The following is a 21,955-nucleotide window of genomic DNA, read 5'->3' on the forward strand; positions in this document are numbered from 1 at the left end:
ACGCGCTAGCAACTGCCCTGGAATATATTCCAGGGCTTTTTTATGTTTTCTAAATACATAAAAAAGCCCCTTACCACCGGGTAAGGGGCTCATCATAACAGTATCTTTACTCTAGAGAACCGTCAAAGTCAGCCATCTCCACAAAAATGGTGTTGGAGGAGGCAGATTGTTTCTCTACGCGTCCGTCTGGATAATGGAACTGATAGCGCAGAATGGCCTGGGCGATCAGATACGCGCGGAGTGCAGATTCGATATCGAATGAGAAGACGAAGACGGCTTTGTGGTCAGGATCAAGCTGGCCTAATGGGATACCTTGGAGCAAATTAGGATGTGGAAGCGGTACTGAGTTCACGGTGACGGTTCTCAGTACAAGGAAATCTTCGGCTGAGAATGGTGCTGTGAGCAATAGTTCTTCCAATGGAGTATTCCCGATGTTTTCCACCTGGAATGTAAAGGACAGGGTATCTTCTTGCGCGACACGCAAAGCGCTGGAGCTAAGTGTAAGTTTAGGAATAGCTGCAATGACGGCCACGTCTACAGTGTTGGTTTGGGTGGTTTCCTGCAGGGTCTTTTTACTACTACGACGTGAGGTATATTCGATGGTGGCCTGGTTGCTGAATGTTCCATCTGCAGGTGCTTCACGAATTTGTACCTGGAGCGTGAGGGTGGGTGTCTCCCCTGGTGCAATATCTGGGAGCGTAATACCAGTGCCGGATTTGCGCCTGGCTGTGCTTTCTCTTGGATAGTCAGGCTGTTGGGTACATAAACAAGTCCATGCGGCAACAGGTCCGTAAACAACGGAAACTACGCCGAGACTCCTCCTTTATTTGTAATCTGAAGGGTGAAGGTAAGAGTGTCTCCTACAGAGGCGTCATAGGTGTTTACTTTTTTCACCAATTCGTGCAGTGGGAATCCCACTGGGATCGTCACGGTATTTGTAGTCAATGTGCCCGGTACGATTCTTCCTCCAGACAATGTAAATGAGTAGGTAAAGGCAGCTTGATTTACGATGTAGCCAGATGGAGGTGTCTCGGATACGGTTACCTGATAAGTCAGGGTCAATGACTGGCCAGGTACCACAGACCCTAGACTAACTCCGACAGCAGGGTTGGCTTCTGCAAACGTTTGACCGTTCAACTGGAGACTGCGGAATGTATAGAGTTCCGGCAGGAATGAAATTTTGCAGAATAACTTCTGAAGCAATGTTGCCAAAGTTATTATGGAGTACCGTGTAGGGCAGGTTTTCCCCTGCTTGGGCCTCCTTATGGTCTGTGGAGATGTTTGCGGCAAGCTTTGGACAGAAGTTTGGAAACTCACGATAAATGTATTTCCAGGTGCGACATTTCCAATGGCAATTCCAGCAGTTGGCGAGGCGTTAGGGAAAGGTACACCGTCGATAAGGACACTACCCGGAACGAAGGAAGTACCTGCTGGGATTGTATCGGTCTCAACGGTATCTGTGACGGAATCCACACCGTTATTCGTAATGCTTAGTGTATATCTGATCGTATCTCCAACTACAGCAGCTGCCAGACTGGATGTTTTAGTCACCTGAATATTAGGTGCAGACACAGCGACATTAACTGTATTAGTGGTACCGAAGGTCCCCGTCGTGACCAATGTGCCGTCATCCCCGTTAATTTGGGACGCAAAAAAATTAGTCGAAAAATTGTTGGGCCCAGACAGCGCAGTTAAGTTGGATGTGGTAGGTCCAAACAACGCACGATCCCCGGTGATATCTACGTCACCCTCTTGGGCGCTAATTAACGCCCTGCCGCGCAAAGTCCCCTGTACAGGCGTGGCAAACCCGCTTATTACCACGTTGACCGAGCCAGTAGCGCTGCTGACTCCTTCACCACCTACACGCAGCGATAGGTTACGGAAGGGGAGAGACGGGTTATTGTACACCACTGCCAGCGTCCATCCAGCGTGATTGGTGTTGGTAGAATCGGGAACCGTGATGGTGCCCGTCACATTTCCGACCGTATATGCCCCTGCGCCGCCTTGAATGACCAAATTTGTTACATTTGCGGTTCACACATAGGTACTGAGACTGGTGACGTTGATCGATGTTGCAGATTCGGGACTGACTGTAGTAGATAAAGCAGGCGTCTGAAATGTGATCGGATTGCTGGCGCTGGACAATACATTGGTATTGCCGTTGGCATAGCTTCCTCCCCAAATAAGTTCAGCATATAGCACGGTACTGCCCGCAGGGAGCACAAGGAATGCCGTCGATGAGTTACTGGCAAAAGCAGAAGTCGTGCCGAATGGATATGTGCCGAAGCGAGAGGCTGTATTGGTTGTGATGAAAGCGCCAATGCTGGTCACTGTACCTGGCACCCCCGCCGAAGCAGAACGTGCCAGCCCGAGTGTATTTCCTATAAAGGTAATAGCCCCGGTCTGGTTCGTTGCATAACGCTGAATAAAAGCCATGGATTAACTTCCTACTTTCCATCTCTCCCCAATTAGCTGTCTTAGGATTTTTGCAGGGGAAGAGCCAGCTGGGCTGGGTGTAATGATCCTTTCGTATAAATTGCCTGCATGATAGTCAGGTCTTGCTTTTAGCATAGGTTCTATACCGGATTCAGTCTGACAAATAACTCCCTCCCCAGTCGATAAAATACATAGCATGAACTCGAAATAGTTGATTTGTCATGACACCAGCAGAGTAACTTTTTAAATTTCTCTTCATTATTCACATATGTATGCGAGCTGAATTTAAACATGACCCTTTTCATAGAATGGCGTTATGGGAAGTGTTTTGTCGAATCATGAGGAAAATTGTAAAAAAACTTCGAAATGTTGATCTCCTTTTTTACTTGGCGTTAACATATGTGTTATACTGAAGAGGCAAAGGAGGCGTGCCCTATGAACTTAACAGTACGAGGTCAACAGATCGAGGTTACCGACGCTTTGAAGGACTACGTTGAAAAGAAATTCAGCAGACTTGAAAAGTATTTCGATGCACCCCCGACGTCTGATGGAAGTGTAACGTTAAGCACAACCAGAGATTTGCACACTGTAGAAGTAACCATTCCTTTGCCGGGGCTTGTACTCCGTGCCGAAGACGAAAGCGATGACATGTATGCATCCATTGATGCCGTGGTAGACAAGCTAGAACGGCAAATTCGCAAGCACAAGACCAAACTAAACCGAAAATTCCGGCAGGAAGGTAGTTTAAAAACCCTTTTTGTGGAAGATCCGGCTGGTGGTGTGGCTGTTGCTGAAGATGAGGATGCAGAATTGGATGAGCTGGAAGTCGTCCGCACCAAGCGTTTCTTATTGAAACCTATGGATGTGGAAGAAGCTATTCTGCAAATGAACATGATTGGACATAATTTCTTCGTATTTGCTAACATTGATAATGAAGAAGTTAACGTAGTTTACAAACGCAATGATGGTAAATACGGTCTGATCGAACGGGAATAGCCTGTAAAGCAAGAACTTATTGCATTTTAAAATGAATAGAACTTTTTGATTGAAGCATGCTTCATGGATATCAGGAAAATGATAATAACACGAGCCTTATCCTTGCGAACCTGGCGGGATAGGGCTCTTTTATATGTTTATTATAAACATGAATGGAAATTTAAACTTAGATCGATGTAACCAATTGTGTATTTCGTGCGTCAATTGTTTTGGTATCTTTAACCGGATGCAAATCTGCAGGCTGCTTGTGTTGCGGCATGTCCTACAAACTGTTACAATTTATGCAAAGAACATCGCACGATGGGCTGGTATAGCCGGGCCTGTCAAACATATCGGGAATCAATTTCATCATGGACCCTTTCTTATTGTGAAATTGATTCTATTAATTGTTTTGCGCGAAAGGGGTAAACCATGCTAGGAATTGTCAAAAAAATTTTTGGGGATACAAATGAACGTGACGTCAAACGTTTAATGAAGACGGTTGAACTGATCAATAAAATAGAGCCTGATTTTGAGAAGCTCTCGGATGAGGAACTGAAAGCCAAGACGGCGGAGTTTAGAGAGCGGATTGAACAAGGTGCTACGGCTGAAGAAGTGCTGCCGGAAGCTTTTGCAACGGTTCGTGAAGCGTCCAAGCGGGTGCTGGGCAAACGTCACTATGACGTACAGATGCTCGGCGGTATTGCGTTGCACGAAGGAAAAATCGCCGAAATGAAAACCGGTGAAGGTAAAACACTGGTGGGAACACTGCCGGTTTATTTGAACGCTCTGTTGGGTAAAGGTGTGCACGTGGTTACAGTCAATGACTATTTGGCACAACGTGACAGCGGAGAAATGGGACAAATTTATAATTTCTTGGGAATGACCGTAGGTCTGAACCTGGCCAATATGGATCATGCTGCCAAACAGGAAGCTTATGCATGTGATATTACGTATGGTACAAACAATGAGTTCGGCTTTGATTATCTGCGGGATAATATGGTGCTTTACAAAGAACAGATGGTACAGCGTCCGTTGTACTTCTGTATCATTGATGAAGTGGATTCCATTCTCGTCGATGAAGCTCGTACACCATTGATCATTTCAGGACAAGCTCAAAAATCGACCGAGCTGTATTTTGCCGCTGATCGTTTTGTAAAGAGTCTGAATGTTGAAGAAGATTACACGCTGGATATTAAGGTGAAGTCAGTTGCTTTGACCGAAAACGGCGTATCCAAGGCTGAAAATTTCTTTGGTCTTGAAAACCTGTACGATCAGGAAAGTGTTACAATCAATCACCACATCGTACAAGCCTTGAAAGCTAACGCTATTATGCGTTTGGATGTGGACTATGTCGTGGCTGATGGTGAGGTCCTGATTGTCGATGAGTTTACAGGTCGTCTGATGGCTGGACGTCGTTACAGTGATGGTTTGCACCAAGCTATTGAAGCGAAGGAAAACATCATTGTCCAAAACGAAAGCATGACACTGGCGACAATTACATTCCAAAACTATTTCCGTATGTACCGCAAATTGGCGGGGATGACGGGTACAGCGAAAACAGAAGAAGAAGAATTCAAAAAAATCTACGGTCTGGAAGTGCTCCAAATTCCGACGAATAAGCCTAACCAGCGTGTAGATATGCCTGACGTAGTGTACAAGAGCGTGAAAGGTAAATTCCATGCTGTGGTAGACGAAATCCTGGAGCGTAACAAAAAGAACCAACCGATATTGGTAGGTACGGTTTCTATTGAAAACTCCGAGCTTCTTTCTGAAATGTTGAAACGCAAAGGCGTTCGTCATAAAGTGCTTAACGCCAAGTATCATGCCGAAGAAGCTGAGATTATTTCTCGTGCAGGTGAAGCTGGCGCGGTTACCATCGCTACTAACATGGCTGGACGTGGTACTGACATCGTACTGGGCGAAGGCGTTGCAGAACTCGGTGGTTTGCACATCATCGGTACAGAACGTCATGAATCCCGTCGTATTGATAATCAGCTTCGCGGACGTGCAGGACGTCAGGGCGATCCAGGCTCCACGCAATTTTACTTATCGCTGGGCGATGAGTTAATGAAGCGTTTTGGTGCAGACAACGTACTGAATATGATGGAGCGCTTGGGCTTTGAGGAAGATCAACCTATCGAGAGCCGTATGATTTCACGTGCTATCGAATCAGCTCAAAAACGTGTCGAAGGGAATAACTTTGATCAGCGTAAAGTCGTTCTCCAATATGATGACGTGATGAATCAGCAACGTGCTATTATTTACAAACAACGCCGTGAGGTGCTGGAATCAGAGAACATCAAGGAAATTGTGTTCGACATGATCAAGCCTGTCATTGAGCGTGTAGTGGAAGCTCACTGTGGTGATGATATCCCTGAAAACTGGGAACTGGATGAAGTAGCAGAGTATGTGAACAACAATCTGCTTGAGGAAAACACACTTTCGCGCGACGATCTGTGGGGTAAGGAAAAAGAAGAGATGGTCGATATGATCTTCGAGAAAGTTACCAACAGATACCACAGCCGTGAAGAGATGATCGGCGAAGAAATGGTACGTGAGTTCGAGAAGGTTATCGTACTGCGTGCAGTTGACAGCAAATGGATGGATCATATTGATGCTATGGATCAATTGCGTCAAGGTATTCACTTGCGTGCTTATGGTGGTACTGATCCATTGCGTGAATACCAATTTGAAGGTTTCGAAATGTTCCATGCTATGATCGCCAGCATCCAAGAGGAAGTTGCGACATACATCATGAAAGCACAAATCGAATCCAACCAAGAGCGTCAGGCTGTCGTTGATGAAGATAAAATCTCTACGAGTGGCGAACCTGCGGCTCCTAAAAAGAAATCCGCTCCTTCGCGTCCGCGTAGAAAATAACGGATTGAAATTAAGGGATAGATCTTGATATACACTATCCCCTGCAATGCATATAATGGCAGGCGGCAGTTCAACCACTGACCGTCGGCCATTTTGTGCCATCAGGGGACGATGCTGATGTATTCAATATAGCTCTTCTGTGAGATGGTCAGGTTATGGTCAGGTTGAATATGGCGATGACTGTGCTCTCCTAGTACTTTTAAAACAATTATGACAAGTAAGCAGTTCCCTGCTTGCTTGTCAGTCAATTCCGCAGTTGATCTGGCTCACATACCAGAGCCTGTTATTTAAAAGTGGTTTGACTTTACGGCGGTTGGGAGCGAAGCGGAGGATTTGAATCTGGAGAAGCGCCAGCGTTCGCCTTTGCAGTGAGATGCCAACCTTTGAATGTGTTATTTTAATCAGGGCATCTCGCTGCAACAGCGATCGTAAGATCAAATCATTCGCGCAGCGCCTACCCACCAGCCGTAACTCACAACGCTTTTATTCCCCCTAACCCTATATTAAAAGGAGAATGACATCATGATTGATCCAAGTGTAAAACATGATTTACGAGAAATAGGCAAGAAACTAACAAACCTTAGGGGGTCTCTTTGACTTAGATCTCAAACAGGAAATGATCGCGAACTTTGAGGAAAAGATGGCAGCGCCTGATTTTTGGGATGATAACGAAAAGGCCCAAGGCGTAATTGCTGAAATGAATGTTGTGAAGTCTTCTGTGGACAGCTATGAACAGTTGCGTCAGGAATATGAAGACGCAGGTATGATGGTTGAACTGGCTGAAGAGGAAGGCGATGAATCGCTGGTTGGAGAAGTTGAAAACAGTATCAAATCCCTGCTGAGCAAGCTGGAGGAATTTGAGCTGCAATTGCTTTTAAATCAGCCCTATGACAAACTTAATGCTATTCTGGAGCTGCACCCGGGGGCAGGTGGTACCGAGTCCCAGGACTGGGGTCAAATGCTGCTGCGTATGTATACACGCTGGGGAGAAAAACGAGGTTTCAAGGTGGAGACCCTGGATTATCTGGCAGGGGATGAAGCGGGAATTAAGAGCGTAACCCTGTTGATCAAAGGCTACAATGCCTACGGTTATCTCAAGGCGGAGAAAGGTGTACATCGGCTTGTTCGCATCTCTCCATTTGATTCCTCTGGTCGTCGACATACATCGTTCGTGTCTTGTGATGTGGTACCGGAAATTGCGGATGATGTGGATATTGAAATCCGCACGGAAGATCTTAAAATTGATACGTACCGGGCCAGCGGTGCAGGTGGTCAGCATATTAATACGACCGACTCAGCTGTTCGGATTACGCATTTGCCTACTGGTATTGTCGTGACTTGTCAAAATGAACGTTCCCAGATCAAAAACCGTGAACGTGCGATGACTATGCTTCGTTCCAAGCTCTACGAACGCAAGATTGAAGAACAACAGCAGCAATTGGACGAAATCCGTGGTGAACAGTCCGACATTGCATGGGGTAGCCAAATTCGCTCCTACGTGTTCCATCCATACAGCATGGTTAAGGATCATCGTACCAGTGTGGAAACTGGCAATGTAGGGGCTGTTATGGATGGCGATCTCGATCCGTTCATCGATGGTTACCTGCGCAGCCAAATTAAGCTGGACGCAGAATAATTGCCTGTACGTTTTCCTACAGAACCGCAGTCCATGTGCCTGCGGCCTGTAGGAATTTTTGTGTGACGGTATTTTTTATTAAAGGAGAACATGAATGATGTCTCAATTGAATCCTCCCGCTGCCCGCCGAAGAAGGCGTAAGCCTCTGATTGCCGCCAGTGGACCAGCGCGTAACGTGACCGATGTCCTGCTGATTATACTCGGCTCCTTTATTACAGCGCTGACCTTTAACATGTTCTTGCTGCCCAACCGGATTGCATCCGGGGGTGTATCTGGCTTGTCTATCTTGGGTGAGGACCTGTTTGGCCTGGAACCGGCCTATACGCAGTGGGGAATGAATATTCCGTTATTTATAGCAGGAGTACTGCTGTTAGGAAAAAAGTATGGCTTGCGTTCCCTGCTGGGAAGCATCATGCTGCCACTATTCGTTTATGTGACGAAGGATTGGGCAGTACCGACAACCAATCCGTTGCTGGCTTCGCTGTATGGTGGAATCGGAGTAGGATTGGGTTTGGGCACTGTGTTTCGGGGCAGAGGCTCGACGGGTGGACTGGCTATTTTGGCGCAGATTATTCAAAAGTATACCGGTTTTAGCCTTTCTCTTTGTGTCATGCTCATGGATGGCACGGTAATCACGCTAGCTGGTTTCGCCCTATCGCCGGAGCGGGCCCTGTATGCATTGATTGGCTTGTTTGTAACCGGCAAAGTCATTGATGCTGTAGAAATGGGGCTGGGCTACTCCAAAGTAGCTTATATCATATCTAATCAAAAAGAAAAAATTACGCAAACGATTTTACAGGATTTGGATCGGGGTTTGACAGAGCTTGCAGGACGGGGGGGTTACACGAACGAAGAACGTCCTGTACTTATGGTTGTAGTCGGGCAAAACGAGGTAACCCGCCTCAAAACGCTCGTCCGCTTGGTAGACCCGGAAGCTTTTGTGATTATTAGTAACACACGTGAAGTATTGGGTGAAGGGTTCAAAAGGGAAGGCTAACTTAATGTGACCTTCTGAACGCTTGCTCTTAACTGAATCAATGTAGAAGAGCTCACTGATGTAGTGGGCTCTTCTCTTTTCAGAACCGCTTTATCAATTCCTTTTTAGTAATAGATCAAGCCAATTTGCCGGTTGTCCTTGATTAAAATATGAGGTTGGTACTCCTTTTACCCCGGTTTTGACCATAAATAAACCACCTGCTAGTGGTTGGCTGGTATTATCGTCATCTTGAGCAGTTGTGATATACAACTCATCCAGATGTTCACCACCAAAAGCGCACGAAGTCACACGATTGACTGGAAGTAACACCTCAGCAATCACTTCTCCCTGAACAGGATGGATACGAGATACACGTTTACCGCCCCAACGCGCGATCCACAACATGCCCTCTGCATCGATGGTCATGCCATCGGGATATCCTTCACTTTCATCCAATCTAGCTACCAATTGCTTATTCCTAATAGTACCTTGTGTCACATCGTAATCGAAGGAGACCACTTCTAAGGTCGGAGTATCAATATAATACATGGTACGGTGATCTGAGCTCCAAGCTAAGCCATTAGATGTGGAAGCTTTATCAACCAGTAAGGAGACATTTCCTTTTGTACTCAGACTATACAATGCTCCTTGCGAACGTTCGCCATTTAAACTCATTGTTCCAGCCAAAAACCGTCCTGCAGGATCGCATTTACCATCATTAAATCGATTTCCTGGCCGACCTTCCTCAGGATCGTGGATCAATACTTTGGTCCCTGTCTCTATATCCAAACAGTATAGACCGCTGATCATTGCTACGATTACTTTATTTTTAAGATAAGATACAACTGCACTAATATGTTCGCCTACATCTATAGTACGATCTGTGCCTATAGATGGATCGTAGATGTGCAATTGAAAGCCTTCAATATCGACCCAAAATAAACGTTGAGACTGGTGATCCCAACTAGGACCCTCGCCTAATTTGGCTTTAGCATCCATCACTATATTCGCTGTATAGGTTTCGATGTGTAACACTCCTAACGTATAGGTTTATTTTCGAACATACTCACTCTTTTTACCCTATTCAATGTTCAACGAATACATAAGTGCAGCAAATAGATAATCCAGATGAATACCAATATACAAGATAATATAAAAAAGGAACGATCTTTTTCTTTATGCAAAATAGCAGACTGGATTCACAAGGGGGTCTGTCTTTTTTGGTTTCCTCAGTTATAGCCTGTACAGCTTGTCGGTCAAAAGAATGGGCAAGAATGCATATTTTAAATTTGGAAGAATAACATGACATGAGGTGTTGTATTTATATGAATAGAGTCGTATAATAATACATATTTCATAGGGACGGAATGGAGGAAGGTCTGTGAGCAGTAAGCTAAAAGTGGCAATTGTCGGTTCCACTGGATATGGTGGGGTGGAGCTGATTCGATTTTTGGTTCATCATCCGCAGGTGGAGATTGTATCTGTTATTTCTTCGTCCAGCGCGGGTGTCCCGATTAGTGATGGGTTTCCACATCTAACGGATATTGTGATGCAGGATTTGGACGGTGTCGATATCCATGAAATTGCTGCCAAGGCTGATCTGGTTTTCACAGCTACGCCATCAGGCGTTAGTACCCAGTTAGTGCCACAGCTTCTGGATGCCGGACTGAAGGTGATTGACCTTTCCGGGGACTTTAGGCTCCGAAGCGGGGAAGTGTATGAAGCTTGGTATAAAAAGCCTGCGGCTTCACCTGAGTATCTCAAGCAAGCAGTATACGGACTCAGCGAGGTGTATGCAGAAAAGCTTGCTGGAGTTTCTTTCATTTCGAATCCAGGCTGCTATCCAACGGCAACACTATTAGGAATTATTCCTGCCTTGGAGGCGGGGTGGATCGACCATCGGTCACTGATTGTGGATGCCAAATCCGGGGTATCTGGCTCCGGTCGGGGAACAAGTCTTGTTTCGCATTATGCGGAGATGAATGAGAACTTTAAGGCTTATAAGGTGAATAAGCACCAACATATCCCTGAGATCGAACAGGTATTAGGTGATGTTGCGGGCGAGGACGTTACGATTACGTTTACGACACAGCTTGTGCCTATGACGCGAGGAATCATGAGTACAATTTATGTCACGTTGAAAGGTGATCATACGGATCAGGATCTCATCGGGTTATACCGGGATTATTATAAAGGTCATCCTTTTGTCCGTGTACGTGGCGAAGGTATATGGCCGGCAACGAAAGAAGTATTTGGTTCAAACTACTGCGACATCGGTTTTGCAGCAGATGCTCGTACCGAGCGTCTTACCATTATTTCTGTCATTGATAATGTTGTGAAGGGTGCCGCCGGACAGGCGATTCAGAATTTAAATTTGATGATGGGATGGGAGGAGAACCTCGGACTGGGCTTCATACCGGTATATCCGTAAGTAGCACGTAAACGCAACAGGCTGCGGGGACGACAGCGAGCAGGTTGGAGAACGCAAGCGTCCAGCTGTCATGACTCCTATATGTTGCGAACGAGGGCACATATTATGGGCAAAGTAGGCTTTACAGTAGTACATGAGGGCAACATCGTAACTCCGCGTGGCTTTACAGCTGGGGGATTGCACTGTGGATTAAAAAATACGAATCGCAACGATATCGGCGCGATTCGCTGTGAGGTAGAGGCGACAGCTGCTGCGGTGTATACCACCAATGTGTTTCAGGCTGCGCCGCTGAAGGTGACTCGCGAGAGCCTGACAGACGGTCGATTGCAGGCGATAGTAGTGAACAGCGGGAACGCCAATGCCTGTACGGGACAGCAAGGGGAGCAGGATGCTTACGCTATGCGTTCGGCCGCTGCTCATCAGCTGGGTGTGGCAGAGAGCGATGTAGCCGTTGCCTCGACTGGTGTAATTGGCGAGAATCTGAAAATGGACCGTGTGCTTGGCGGTATATCGTCACTACCTGAGCGGATGAGCGAGGCAAGCGATGGAGCGGAGCAATTTAGCCAAGCCATTCTGACAACGGATTTGGTTAAAAAGGAAGCGTGCGTGTCAGTTGAAGTGGATGGTGTGACTGTGCACATCGCCGGGGCGGCAAAGGGATCGGGTATGATTCATCCGAATATGGCAACCATGCTCGCTTTCATAACTTGTGATGCAGCCATTGGACAGACGGCCCTTCATCAACTATTAAAGCAGGCCACGGATACCAGCTTTAATATGATTACGGTCGATGGGGATACCAGTACGAATGATATGCTAATCGCTATGGCAAGCGGACTTGCAGGCAACAGCGAGTTGAACGTAGAGCATCCCGATTGGGAGGCTTTTGCCGAGGCATTCACTTATATCTGCCGTGAGCTGGCGAAGGCGATTGCCCGTGATGGAGAAGGTGCTACGAAGCTGGTAGAGGTGTCTGTAAGCGGAGCGATAAGCGATGCATCTGCCCAGGCGATAGCCAAGACTGTGATCGGGTCCAGTCTGGTGAAGTCAGCCGTTTTTGGCGCAGACGCCAACTGGGGACGGATTATTGCAGCCGTCGGACGTGCCGGAGAACCGGTGAATCCGGATACGGTAGACATTCGCCTGGGGGATATTATCGTGCTAAGCCAATCAAGTCCAGTAGCTTTTGATGAAGCCGAGGCGCTTTCCTATTTACGTGGAGATACGGTGCAAATTATCGTTGATTTGCATCATGGGAACGGGACCGCTACAGCATGGGGCTGTGACCTAACCTATGATTATGTGCGGATTAATGCGGCTTATCGGACATAGATACCCGATTTAATTACGGATGGATATTTAATAGTTAATAGAAGAAGCGAGCGAATATAGCTTCGGCATCATTTGAAAATCGCACAAAATTGTGCAGAGGAGAAAAGGAGAGATGATATGCAATCGGCAGTGGGACACGCGGATCAAGCGAAACATGCGGGAGTGGCACGTCGTAATTTTGTGATGAAATGCGGAGGAAGTACGCTGGCTGCGTTGCCTGATTCCTTTTTTGACGACTTGGCCCGTCTGCAGTCGGAAGGCCTTCAACCAGTCATTGTACATGGCGGTGGGCCTGCGATCTCTGACAATTTGGCGAAGCTGGGAATCGAAACGGAGTTCATTCATGGATTGCGTAAAACGACTGAACCCGTGCTGGATGTCGTGGAAATGGTGCTGGCAGGCAGCATTAACAAGCAGATTGTTCGCAGAATAGGGATGCACGGAGGGCGAGCGCTGGGTTTGTCAGGCAGTGATGGCTATTTAATTGAAGCAAAGCCTGTGACGAATGCCGCAGAGGTCGGCTGGGTTGGAGAGGTAACACATGTTCAAGCTTCGATTATTACCGGTGTGCTGGATATGGACTATATGCCAGTTATTGCGCCTATTGGCATTGATCGATCCGGTCAGCGTTACAACATTAATGCCGATACAGCGGCGGGCGCGGTGGCTTCTCATCTCGGCGTCAGTCGAATGATTGTTGTGACGGATGTACCCGGTATATTGAAAAAGAATGGTGTAGAAAAGAAGGTGCTGGAGTCAATTACCATACAGGAAATTGAAGATATGATCAGTACGGGTGAAATCTACGGTGGTATGATTCCGAAAGTGAGAGCGGCTATAGCCTGCATTCACGGTAAAGTGAAGGAAGTTGTCATTGTGGACGGCAGCGAACCGCAGGTACTCAGCCGTGTGCTGGGCGGAGAATCAATTGGAACACGCATTGTGCGTATGCAGTAATTGCGATATATGCTCAACCTATATAACCAAACGATAAAGGGGCGTGAACGATATGAGTAAGGAACCGAATACGCTGGTGAGCGAGGAAATGCCAAGTACGAATGGAAGCGGAGCGCAAGCGGAAAAGCGGGCGGCAAAAGTGCAGGCAGATAGCTCTCTTTTTCCAAACTACGCAAGATATCCGCTTACACTGGTGAAAGGACAAGGAAGCTGGCTGTGGGATGATCAGGGCAAACGTTATCTGGATTTCATGTCAGGTATTGCCGTTACCAATCTAGGCCATGCGCCTCAAGCTGTAGCGGAGCGTTTGAAAAAACAGATCGATGAACTGTGGCATGTATCCAATCTGTTTCATATTCCCGGGCAGGAACGGGCCGCTGCCTTGCTGACAGCCAATAGCAGCGCAGATGCCGTGTTCTTCTGCAACAGCGGAGCTGAAGCGAACGAAGCTGCCATTAAGCTGGCGCGTCGTTACCACCAGAAGGTGAAGCAGACCGGTCGCTATGAAATCATTACGTTCACGCAATCCTTTCACGGACGGACGCTGGCAACCTTGACTGCTACGGGTCAGGACAAAGTGAAAGAAGGTTTTTTACCGCTTCCCGCCGGATTCAAAAGCGTTCCGCTTCATGATCAGGCTGCGCTCGAAGCAGCTATCAATGAGAATACAGCGGCAATTATGCTGGAAATGGTGCAGGCCGAAGGTGGCATGTATCCGGTAGACCCTGCTTTCGTAGACGTGATTACCAAGCTGTGCCATGAGCATGGATTGCTGCTGATCATTGACGAGGTCCAAACAGGTATGGGGCGGACAGGTAAGCTGTTTGCCTTTGAGCATTATGGAATAGAACCGGATATTTTTACATTGGCGAAAGGATTGGGCAGTGGCTTTTCGGTCGGTGCAATGCTAGGCAAAGAATATTTGCGTGAAGCGTTCACAGCGGGCAGTCATGGTTCTACCTTCGGGGGTACACCGCTTGCTATGGCAGCAGTTCAAGCAACCATTGAAACGATTATTGATGACAAGCTGCCAGAACGTGCTGCTGAAATGGGAGATTATCTCTTTCATAGTCTGCAAAAACAGCTTAAAGATATTCCTTTTGTCCGGGATATCCGCGGAAAAGGTCTGATGGTCGGGATTGAGTGTGCGGAGCCGGTAGCTGAGCTTGTTTTGGCAGGACAGAAGAAGGGCATTCTGTTCATTACAGCAGGACCGAACGTGATTCGCCTGTTGCCTAACCTGTATGTAACGAAAGACGAAATAGATCAGGCTGTAACATGGATTGCTGAATTGATTCGGGAGCACGTAGCTTAGTGTAGAGCCAGAGGCATCCGAGATTAGAGTGTAAAAGGAGAGGATCGCATGAGTCAGGGCGGCGCATTGCAACAGGTGAATTTGAAAGGACGGGACTTTCTAGAACTGGACGACTACTTGCCAGAGGAAATCCAGTATTTAATTGATCTCGCCATTGAAATTAAGCGTAAACACAAAAACGGAGAAGCTTATCAGCCGCTGAAGGGGAAAACACTTGGACTGATTTTCGAAAAGTCTTCCACACGCACACGGGTATCCTTTGAAGTCGGAATGTATCAATTGGGTGGGCATGCCCTTTTCCTCAGCAAAAATGATATTCAACTGGGACGCGGTGAACCGATTAGCGACATGGCCCAAGTCATGTCACGTTATCTGGATGGCATTATGATTCGTACCTTCGGGCACGATAATGTCGTAGAGTTGGCCCGTTATGCATCCGTTCCGGTAATCAATGGCTTGAGCGATTTGGCGCATCCGTGTCAGGTACTGGCTGATTATCAAACCTTGTATGAGCAAAAGGGTAAGCTAAAAGGGCTCAAACTGGCTTATATCGGAGACGGCAACAATATGGCGCATTCCCTCTTGATTGGTGGAGCCAAGCTCGGAGTGCATGTCTCCATTGCAAGTCCAGCTGGATACGAGCCTGACCCGAGTGTGATCGCAGTTTCCCGGGAGATTGCCAAGCAGACAGGTAGTGAAATTGTGATCACTCAAAGTCCGCAGGAAGCAGTAAAAGATGCTGATGCGATCTACACAGATGTGTGGGCAAGCATGGGTTTTGAGGAAGAGCAAAAGGAGCGTGAGCTTGCTTTTGCCGACTTCCAGGTGAATGAGGAGCTGGTTAAGCTCGCTAAGCCAGATTATTTATTCTTGCACTGTCTACCTGCACATCGTGGGGAAGAAGTGAGTGCGGGAGTAATCGATGGTCCCAATTCGGTCATTTTTGATGAAGCGGAAAATCGTCTGCATGCACAAAAAGCGTTGCTAGTTGCTTTAATGGGATAAGGTTGATCGTAAAGAAGATAGAGGTATAAGCATTCGGGGAGGACTTCAATAATGGCAAAAGAAAAAATCGTACTCGCATATTCCGGCGGTCTGGATACGTCGGTCATTCTGAAATGGCTCAAGGAAACATATGATGCTGAAATTATCGCATTCACTGCAGATATCGGACAAAAGGAAGAACTGGACGGTTTGGAGGAAAAGGCACTCGCTACGGGAGCTTCCAAAGTGTACATCGATGATCTGCGTGATGAATTCGCCAAGGATTTTATTTATCCGATGTTTCAGGCAGGTGCTTTATATGAAGGGCAATATTTGCTCGGTACGAGTATTGCACGTCCATTGATCGCTAAGCGGATGGTCGATATTGCGATTGCCGAGGGAGCAACAGCCATTGCTCACGGGGCAACAGGCAAAGGTAACGATCAGGTGCGCTTCGAGCTGAACGCGGCGGCGTTAACGCCGGACATCCAAGTCATTGCACCTTGGCGGCTGGAAGAGTTCCGCAATCAGTTCCCGGGTCGGGCAGAAATGATTGCCTATGCAGAAAAACACGGTATTCCGGTAACCGCTTCTGCAGCCAAACCGTACTCCATGGACCGCAACCTGCTGCATATCAGTTATGAAAGCGGCGTGCTGGAGGACCCTTGGTTTGATCCGAGCGCTCCTGAAAATAAAGAAATGTTCTTGCTCAGCAACGCGCCTGAGGACGCGCCTGATGAAGCAGAATACTTGGAGCTGGAATTTAAAGCAGGCAACTGCGTTGCTTTGAACGGTGAACAGTTAACTCCGCTGCAAGTGATGGAAAAACTGAATGAACTGGGCGGCAAGCACGGGATCGGACGTGTAGATATGGTTGAGAACCGTTTTGTGGGTATGAAGAGCCGCGGAGTCTATGAGACGCCAGGCGGTACAATTCTGTTCACAGCTCACCGCAAAATGGAATCCATCACAATGGATCGCGAGGTTATGAATCTGCGTGATAGCCTGATTACCCGTTATGCTACCTTGGTGTACAACGGATTCTGGTTTGCGCCGGAACGTGTTGCCTTGCAGGCTCTAGTTCATGAAAGCCAGAAAAATGTCAGTGGTACGGTGCGCGTAAAGCTGTACAAAGGCAATATTATCGGTGCGGGTGTTAAAAGTCCGGTTAGTTTGTACAACCCAGACATTGCAACCATGGAAGCTGATCCGACACAAGCCTACGATCAAGGCGATGCCACAGGCTTTATCCGCTTGAATGCTTTACGTTTGAAGGTCAATGCGGGCGTAACACAAAATCATAAATAAAAAAGTAATCTAAAAAAATGTACGGGATGTGGGCCGTTCTTGTCCAAATGACGAGGGCGGCTTGTATTGCAGAGAGGGGATCATGCAATGAGTAAGCTATGGGGCGGACGGTTTACAAAGCAAACGAACAAGCTGGTAGAGGAATACACGGCTTCTATTGGATTTGATCAGGCATTGGCGGAAGAAGATATTCAAGGAAGTCTGGCTCATGTGGCCATGCTGGGCAAATGCGGTATTATTCCGCAGGAGGATGCGGACACGATCAAGGGAGGACTGCACACCGTTCTGGAGCGTATCCGCCGTGGGGAAATTGAATTTTCCGTTTCGGATGAGGATATTCACATGAATATCGAAAAAAACCTGATCGAAGTCATTGGTCCGGTCGGCGGTAAGCTGCACACTGGACGCAGTCGTAACGATCAGGTAGCAACAGATATGCACTTGTATTTGCGCGGACGTGTCGTATCACTGGTGGGTATGCTGCATGATGTACAAGTTGCATTAATTGGGCAGGCCAAGGACAATCTGGACACAATTGTACCTGGATACACACACTTGCAGCGTGCGCAGCCTATTTTGTTCGCGCATCATTTGCTGGCGTATGTGTCTATGCTGGAGCGTGATATTGACCGACTCAAGGACAGCTACAAACGCATCAATGTGTTGCCGCTGGGCGCTGGCGCTCTGGCTGGAACCACTTTCCCGATCGATCGTCATTTTGTAGCTGAGCAGCTTGGGTTTGATGGCGTCTATGAAAATAGCCTGGACGCTGTCAGTGATCGGGACTTTATCGTAGAGTTTTTGGCCGGGGCCTCGCTGATTATGACGCATTTGTCCCGTCTGAGCGAAGAACTGGTGCTATGGAGCAGCACAGAGTTTGGTTTTGTCGAGTTGGATGATGCTTTCTGCACAGGCAGCAGCATTATGCCACAGAAGAAAAACCCGGATGTACCGGAGCTAGTACGTGGCAAAACCGGGCGGGTCTATGGAAACCTCGTCGGTCTGCTGACCGTACTGAAGTCCTTGCCGCTGGCATACAACAAGGACATGCAGGAGGACAAAGAAGGGATGTTCGATACGGTTGCTACGCTGGAGGGAGCCTTGCAATTGTTCGCTCCGATGATCGCCACGATGAAGGTGAACAAGGATCGGATGCGTCAAGCGGTCAACCAGGATTTCTCCAACGCAACGGATATTGCGGACTTCTTGGTCGGCAAGGGGCTTCCGTTCCGTCAGGCCCATGAGGTTATCGGCAAAACGGTGCTGTATTGCATCCAGCAGGGCAAATATCTGCTTGATTTGAAACTGGATGAATTCCAGCAGTTTTCGGATCTGTTCGACGAGCGCATTTATGAGGTGCTTCAACCAGAAGCGGTAGTCAATGCTCGGAATGTGTATGGCGGAACCGCCACCGGTCAGGTGCAGGCAGCCATTGGACGCAGTGAACAGCTTCTAGTGAACACGTCAACATGGTATGAAAATCATAAGCCAAAAAAATAATCCATACAGAAAGAATTATTCTCTTGCACAGCAACGGGATGCTGTGTAAAATCAGATTTTAAGAATATTTGCCATCTATGTTTTCAAAGGCACCGTTCGCGGTGTCTTTTGTGTTTTCTGAGGTATTTGAATGATTTATGATCAGAATAATCATGAACTACATAGATTTATTGGAAGAATATCGTTCAAGATGTTTAATATCTAGTTCTATATACCTATCTATACATTAGTGTGAAAGTTTCTAGAATTTACATTTTTGTATACTACACCTACTAGGATTATGGTAGAATAGCACTAAGTTTTTCATTGAATTACCAATTCGATAGAACAAGAAGCATATGCGATAAATCATTTTCAAGTTTTTATTGGTTTTTTTGACCAGGGAAATTGCATAAATGTGTAAATGAAGGGCTTGAATGAGAAAGCAGGTGTGTCCTGGTTTTAGAAGAAAGCCAGTAAAAATATTGAAGTAGCGACATAGCAAAGGCAGAGTCGGGACGATCCAGGGAGGTATTATGAGAACTAAACGAACGACGCGTCAGCTAAAGAGCGCTTGGATCGGTTATCGCGCTTCTGACGCCGATGGATTGGTATCCTCATTGCATGAGGAGCGAATCCAGGCAGAGAGGTTGCTACGTGAGGAGCGGGAGCTTTTCCATGCGGCGCTGGAGCGGAAAAAGCAGCGGGATACCGAGTTAAAGCAGCTGCTTGCAGATGCGCTTGCGGAAGAGCGGCGCTGGATTGAAAGGGCGGGAATTCATGGGTGACAAGCTTAGGTGGCAGGTTGGAGGAGTTTCAATTCGCCAAACCAAGAGAAGAATAAAAGAAGAGCGTCAGCGAATCGAACAACTGCAACAACAGCTAGAGGCTCAGCGTGCAGAGCAGGCCCCGATACTGTACAAGCTTGATTTTCACATCGAAGAGTTGGAACGACGACTTCGGGATACAGAACTTCGTATTCAGGCTATACAGAATGCCAATGATACAGCAGCAGCTGTGGAACAATTGCTGGATGAAGGAATACAGGATGGACAGGTGCAGGAGGCGCAAGTCCAGTATGCATCTGGGCAGGAACAGGCAGCGGCAGGAGCAGCCATGGGTCTTGCTTCCAGTATCCCTGGTGCAGAAGGCGGAGAGGCGGCAGCAGGAACGCAGACCGGACGAAACGGCAAGGCCCGTCTGGGAGATCAGCTGGTGGAGAACGGGATGATTACCCGGGATCAGCTGACAGATGCTATCCGCAACCAGAAGCGTTACGGTGGTAGACTGGGCGATATTCTTGTAGAGATGGGTTTCATTACAGCTGAGCAGCTACAAGAGCAAATTGACGGTGATGAATCCAAGGAGAGACTGGGCGACATGCTGGTTCGTTCCGGCTATATTACACCAGAGCAGCTAGAGCGAGCGCTCGAGTTCCAGGCGAAGAGCGGCGGGCTGCTCGGCGACATCTTGCTATCATTGCAAATGCTGGAGCCTGCGGATTTGTACCGCGCGATTGCAACCCAGAACCGAATCGGGCGTATAGGTGAGGAGCTGGCGCTGGATGCGGCGTACAAACTACCCGAGCAAGTGGCAATGGCTTATGGCGTGGTCGTCATCCATCAATATATGAACCGCTATATTGTAGCGGTCAGTGATCCATTACCAGAAGAGCGACGCTTGAAGCTGGAGGGAATTCTGGGTATGCCGGTAGAGCAAGTGCTTGCAACAAAGGAAGAGATGGAGCAGCTCTGGGGTAAAATCTACGGCGAGGAAATGATGCAGGAAAGCACAACCGGATTGTTGGAAAAGGAACCGCACAATTCGGCGCGGATCACCTTTACCAAGGGTCAGCTCTGGGTGTTTGCAGCTATGGGAATGATTACGCTGCTCGGCCTCCTCTGGAACAGCTGGAAGACAGTGCTAATCATTAATATGATGATCCAGCTGTTTTATTTTGCTATGACGCTATTCAAGTTTGGAATTATCTATCTCGGTTCCCGGCGTGGGGCTCAGCTTCGCTTTACGAAGGAAGAAGTAGACGCCATGGATGAAAAAAGACTGCCGATCTATACGATTCTTGTACCGATGTATAAGGAAGCGGGCGTGCTTCCGATGTTGTTGCGGAATTTGGAGCAGCTGGATTATCCAAAGTCCAAGCTGGATGTACGGCTGCTGATTGAAGAGGACGACATTGAGACGATTGAGCTGCTGCGTGAAATGAAGCTGCCTGCCTATTACACGACACTGGTCGTGCCTGATGGCTTGCCGAAAACCAAGCCGAAGGCATGTAATTATGGACTTATTCGTGCCCGCGGCGAGTTTGTCGTCATTTACGATGCTGAGGATCGTCCCGATGCTGACCAACTTAAAAAAGTCATTGCAGCGTTTGATTCACTCCCTGAGAATTATGCGTGTATTCAAGCGAAGCTCAATTATTTTAACAGTACACAAAATTTGCTGACCCGCTGGTTCACACAAGAATACAGTATGTGGTTCGAATTGCTGCTGCCAGGAATTATGCAGTTAGATACCCCTATTCCGTTGGGCGGTACGTCCAATCATTTTCGGGTATCTGTATTGAAAGATATTAATGCGTGGGACCCCTATAATGTAACCGAGGATGCCGATCTGGGCATTCGTCTGTATAAAGGTGGTTACAAAACGGCTATTGTCGATTCCCGCACATGGGAGGAAGCGAACAGCCGCGTGGGCAACTGGATTCGTCAGCGTTCACGTTGGATCAAGGGATATATGCAGACATGGCTGGTTCATATGCGCAATCCGGTTAAGCTGGTGCGCGAAGTGGGCTGGAAGGGCTTTTTCGGTTTTCAGGTAATGATTCTGGCGACTCCGATGTTGCCGTTGCTGAACCCGATTTTTTGGGGCTTGCTTATTTTATGGTTTGGCTGGGAGTTGTCCTTTATTCCCAAGCTGTTCCCGGGTTATGTGTACTACCTAGCCAGCGCGGAATTTTATATCGGTAACTTTCTGTTCGTATTCAGTAATGTGGCTGGCATGTATTGGGTCATCGGTGAGCTGGAAGAGCGCGGTGAACGAACATTTTCATACGCGATGGTCAAATATGGGCTACTCTCACCGTTATATTGGGTACTTATGAGTATAGCTGCGATAAAAGCAGCTTGGCAGCTTATAACCAAGCCGTTCTATTGGGAGAAAACGACGCATGGTCTGACCGATATGCATGACTTGGATGATGCCCCGGCACAGTCCTCCTGAATA

General features: G+C 47.5%; 14 protein-coding genes and 1 pseudogene. 13 read left to right on the plus strand and 2 right to left on the minus strand.

Annotation, left to right across the window (positions count from 1 at the left end):
- Positions 1 to 106: 106 nt before the first annotated feature.
- Positions 107 to 2,436 (minus strand): annotated as a pseudogene (locus tag C0638_RS26150) (hypothetical protein).
- A gap of 435 nt (positions 2,437 to 2,871) precedes the next feature.
- Here C0638_RS26150 and hpf point away from each other — a divergent pair.
- From hpf to C0638_RS10370, 4 genes are all read left to right on the plus strand, one after another.
- On the plus strand, positions 2,872 to 3,432 hold the full coding sequence (hpf, locus tag C0638_RS10350; protein ID WP_016324800.1) for a ribosome hibernation-promoting factor, HPF/YfiA family: 561 nt from the start codon (positions 2,872 to 2,874) through the stop codon (positions 3,430 to 3,432).
- A 411-nt stretch (positions 3,433 to 3,843) separates the two neighbouring features.
- A complete protein-coding gene (gene secA / locus C0638_RS10360; RefSeq protein ID WP_013373368.1) occupies positions 3,844 to 6,294 on the plus strand; it encodes a preprotein translocase subunit SecA in 2,451 nt (816 codons plus the stop codon).
- Between the two features lie 522 nt (positions 6,295 to 6,816).
- Positions 6,817 to 7,930, plus strand: a protein-coding gene (gene prfB, locus C0638_RS10365) for a peptide chain release factor 2 (protein WP_102163469.1) whose coding sequence is annotated in 2 segments (ribosomal slippage) — positions 6,817 to 6,888 and positions 6,890 to 7,930 — 1,113 coding nt in all. Because the reading frame shifts where the segments join, the coding sequence is not laid out codon by codon here.
- A 97-nt stretch (positions 7,931 to 8,027) separates the two neighbouring features.
- Positions 8,028 to 8,927 (plus strand): YitT family protein, encoded by a 900-nt coding sequence (locus C0638_RS10370; protein ID WP_040102741.1) that lies wholly within the window; start codon positions 8,028 to 8,030, stop codon positions 8,925 to 8,927.
- 93 nt (positions 8,928 to 9,020) lie between these two features.
- Here the strand turns inward: C0638_RS10370 and C0638_RS10375 are convergent, their stop codons facing one another.
- On the minus strand, positions 9,021 to 9,908 hold the full coding sequence (locus C0638_RS10375) for an SMP-30/gluconolactonase/LRE family protein (RefSeq protein ID WP_040102742.1): 888 nt from the start codon (positions 9,906 to 9,908) through the stop codon (positions 9,021 to 9,023).
- 379 nt (positions 9,909 to 10,287) lie between these two features.
- Between C0638_RS10375 and argC the strand changes: the two genes are divergently transcribed.
- From argC to C0638_RS10420, 9 genes are all read left to right on the plus strand, one after another.
- The gene (gene argC, locus C0638_RS10380; RefSeq protein ID WP_058710906.1) at positions 10,288 to 11,337 is read left to right on the plus strand and encodes an N-acetyl-gamma-glutamyl-phosphate reductase; all 1,050 of its coding nucleotides are present in this window, start codon (positions 10,288 to 10,290) and stop codon (positions 11,335 to 11,337) included.
- Positions 11,338 to 11,442: 105 nt separating this feature from the next.
- On the plus strand, positions 11,443 to 12,669 hold the full coding sequence (argJ, locus tag C0638_RS10385) for a bifunctional glutamate N-acetyltransferase/amino-acid acetyltransferase ArgJ (RefSeq protein ID WP_058710907.1): 1,227 nt from the start codon (positions 11,443 to 11,445) through the stop codon (positions 12,667 to 12,669).
- A 117-nt stretch (positions 12,670 to 12,786) separates the two neighbouring features.
- Entirely contained in the window at positions 12,787 to 13,626 is an 840-nt protein-coding gene (gene argB / locus C0638_RS10390; protein WP_013373361.1) for an acetylglutamate kinase, read from the plus strand.
- A gap of 52 nt (positions 13,627 to 13,678) precedes the next feature.
- Positions 13,679 to 14,941, plus strand: coding sequence for an acetylornithine transaminase (locus tag C0638_RS10395; RefSeq protein ID WP_058710908.1), 1,263 nt, complete (start codon positions 13,679 to 13,681; stop codon positions 14,939 to 14,941).
- A gap of 48 nt (positions 14,942 to 14,989) precedes the next feature.
- Complete coding sequence (gene argF / locus C0638_RS10400; protein WP_058710909.1) at positions 14,990 to 15,946, plus strand: ornithine carbamoyltransferase; 957 nt, start codon at positions 14,990 to 14,992, stop codon at positions 15,944 to 15,946.
- 51 nt (positions 15,947 to 15,997) lie between these two features.
- A complete protein-coding gene (locus tag C0638_RS10405; protein ID WP_013373358.1) occupies positions 15,998 to 17,233 on the plus strand; it encodes an argininosuccinate synthase in 1,236 nt (411 codons plus the stop codon).
- A gap of 87 nt (positions 17,234 to 17,320) precedes the next feature.
- Positions 17,321 to 18,733: an argininosuccinate lyase gene (gene argH, locus C0638_RS10410; protein WP_058710910.1), complete on the plus strand. Its 1,413-nt coding sequence runs from the start codon at positions 17,321 to 17,323 to the stop codon at positions 18,731 to 18,733.
- A 515-nt stretch (positions 18,734 to 19,248) separates the two neighbouring features.
- Entirely contained in the window at positions 19,249 to 19,500 is a 252-nt protein-coding gene (locus C0638_RS10415; protein WP_013373356.1) for a hypothetical protein, read from the plus strand.
- On the plus strand, positions 19,493 to 21,952 hold the full coding sequence (locus C0638_RS10420; RefSeq protein WP_058710911.1) for a cyclic di-GMP-binding domain-containing protein, MshE-related: 2,460 nt from the start codon (positions 19,493 to 19,495) through the stop codon (positions 21,950 to 21,952). Before C0638_RS10415 ends, C0638_RS10420 begins: the two co-directional genes overlap by 8 nt.
- Positions 21,953 to 21,955 lie beyond the last annotated feature (3 nt).

Origin of the sequence: Paenibacillus sp. lzh-N1, assembly GCF_002872435.1 — a bacterium.
Lineage (GTDB): Bacteria > Bacillota > Bacilli > Paenibacillales > Paenibacillaceae > Paenibacillus > Paenibacillus polymyxa_C.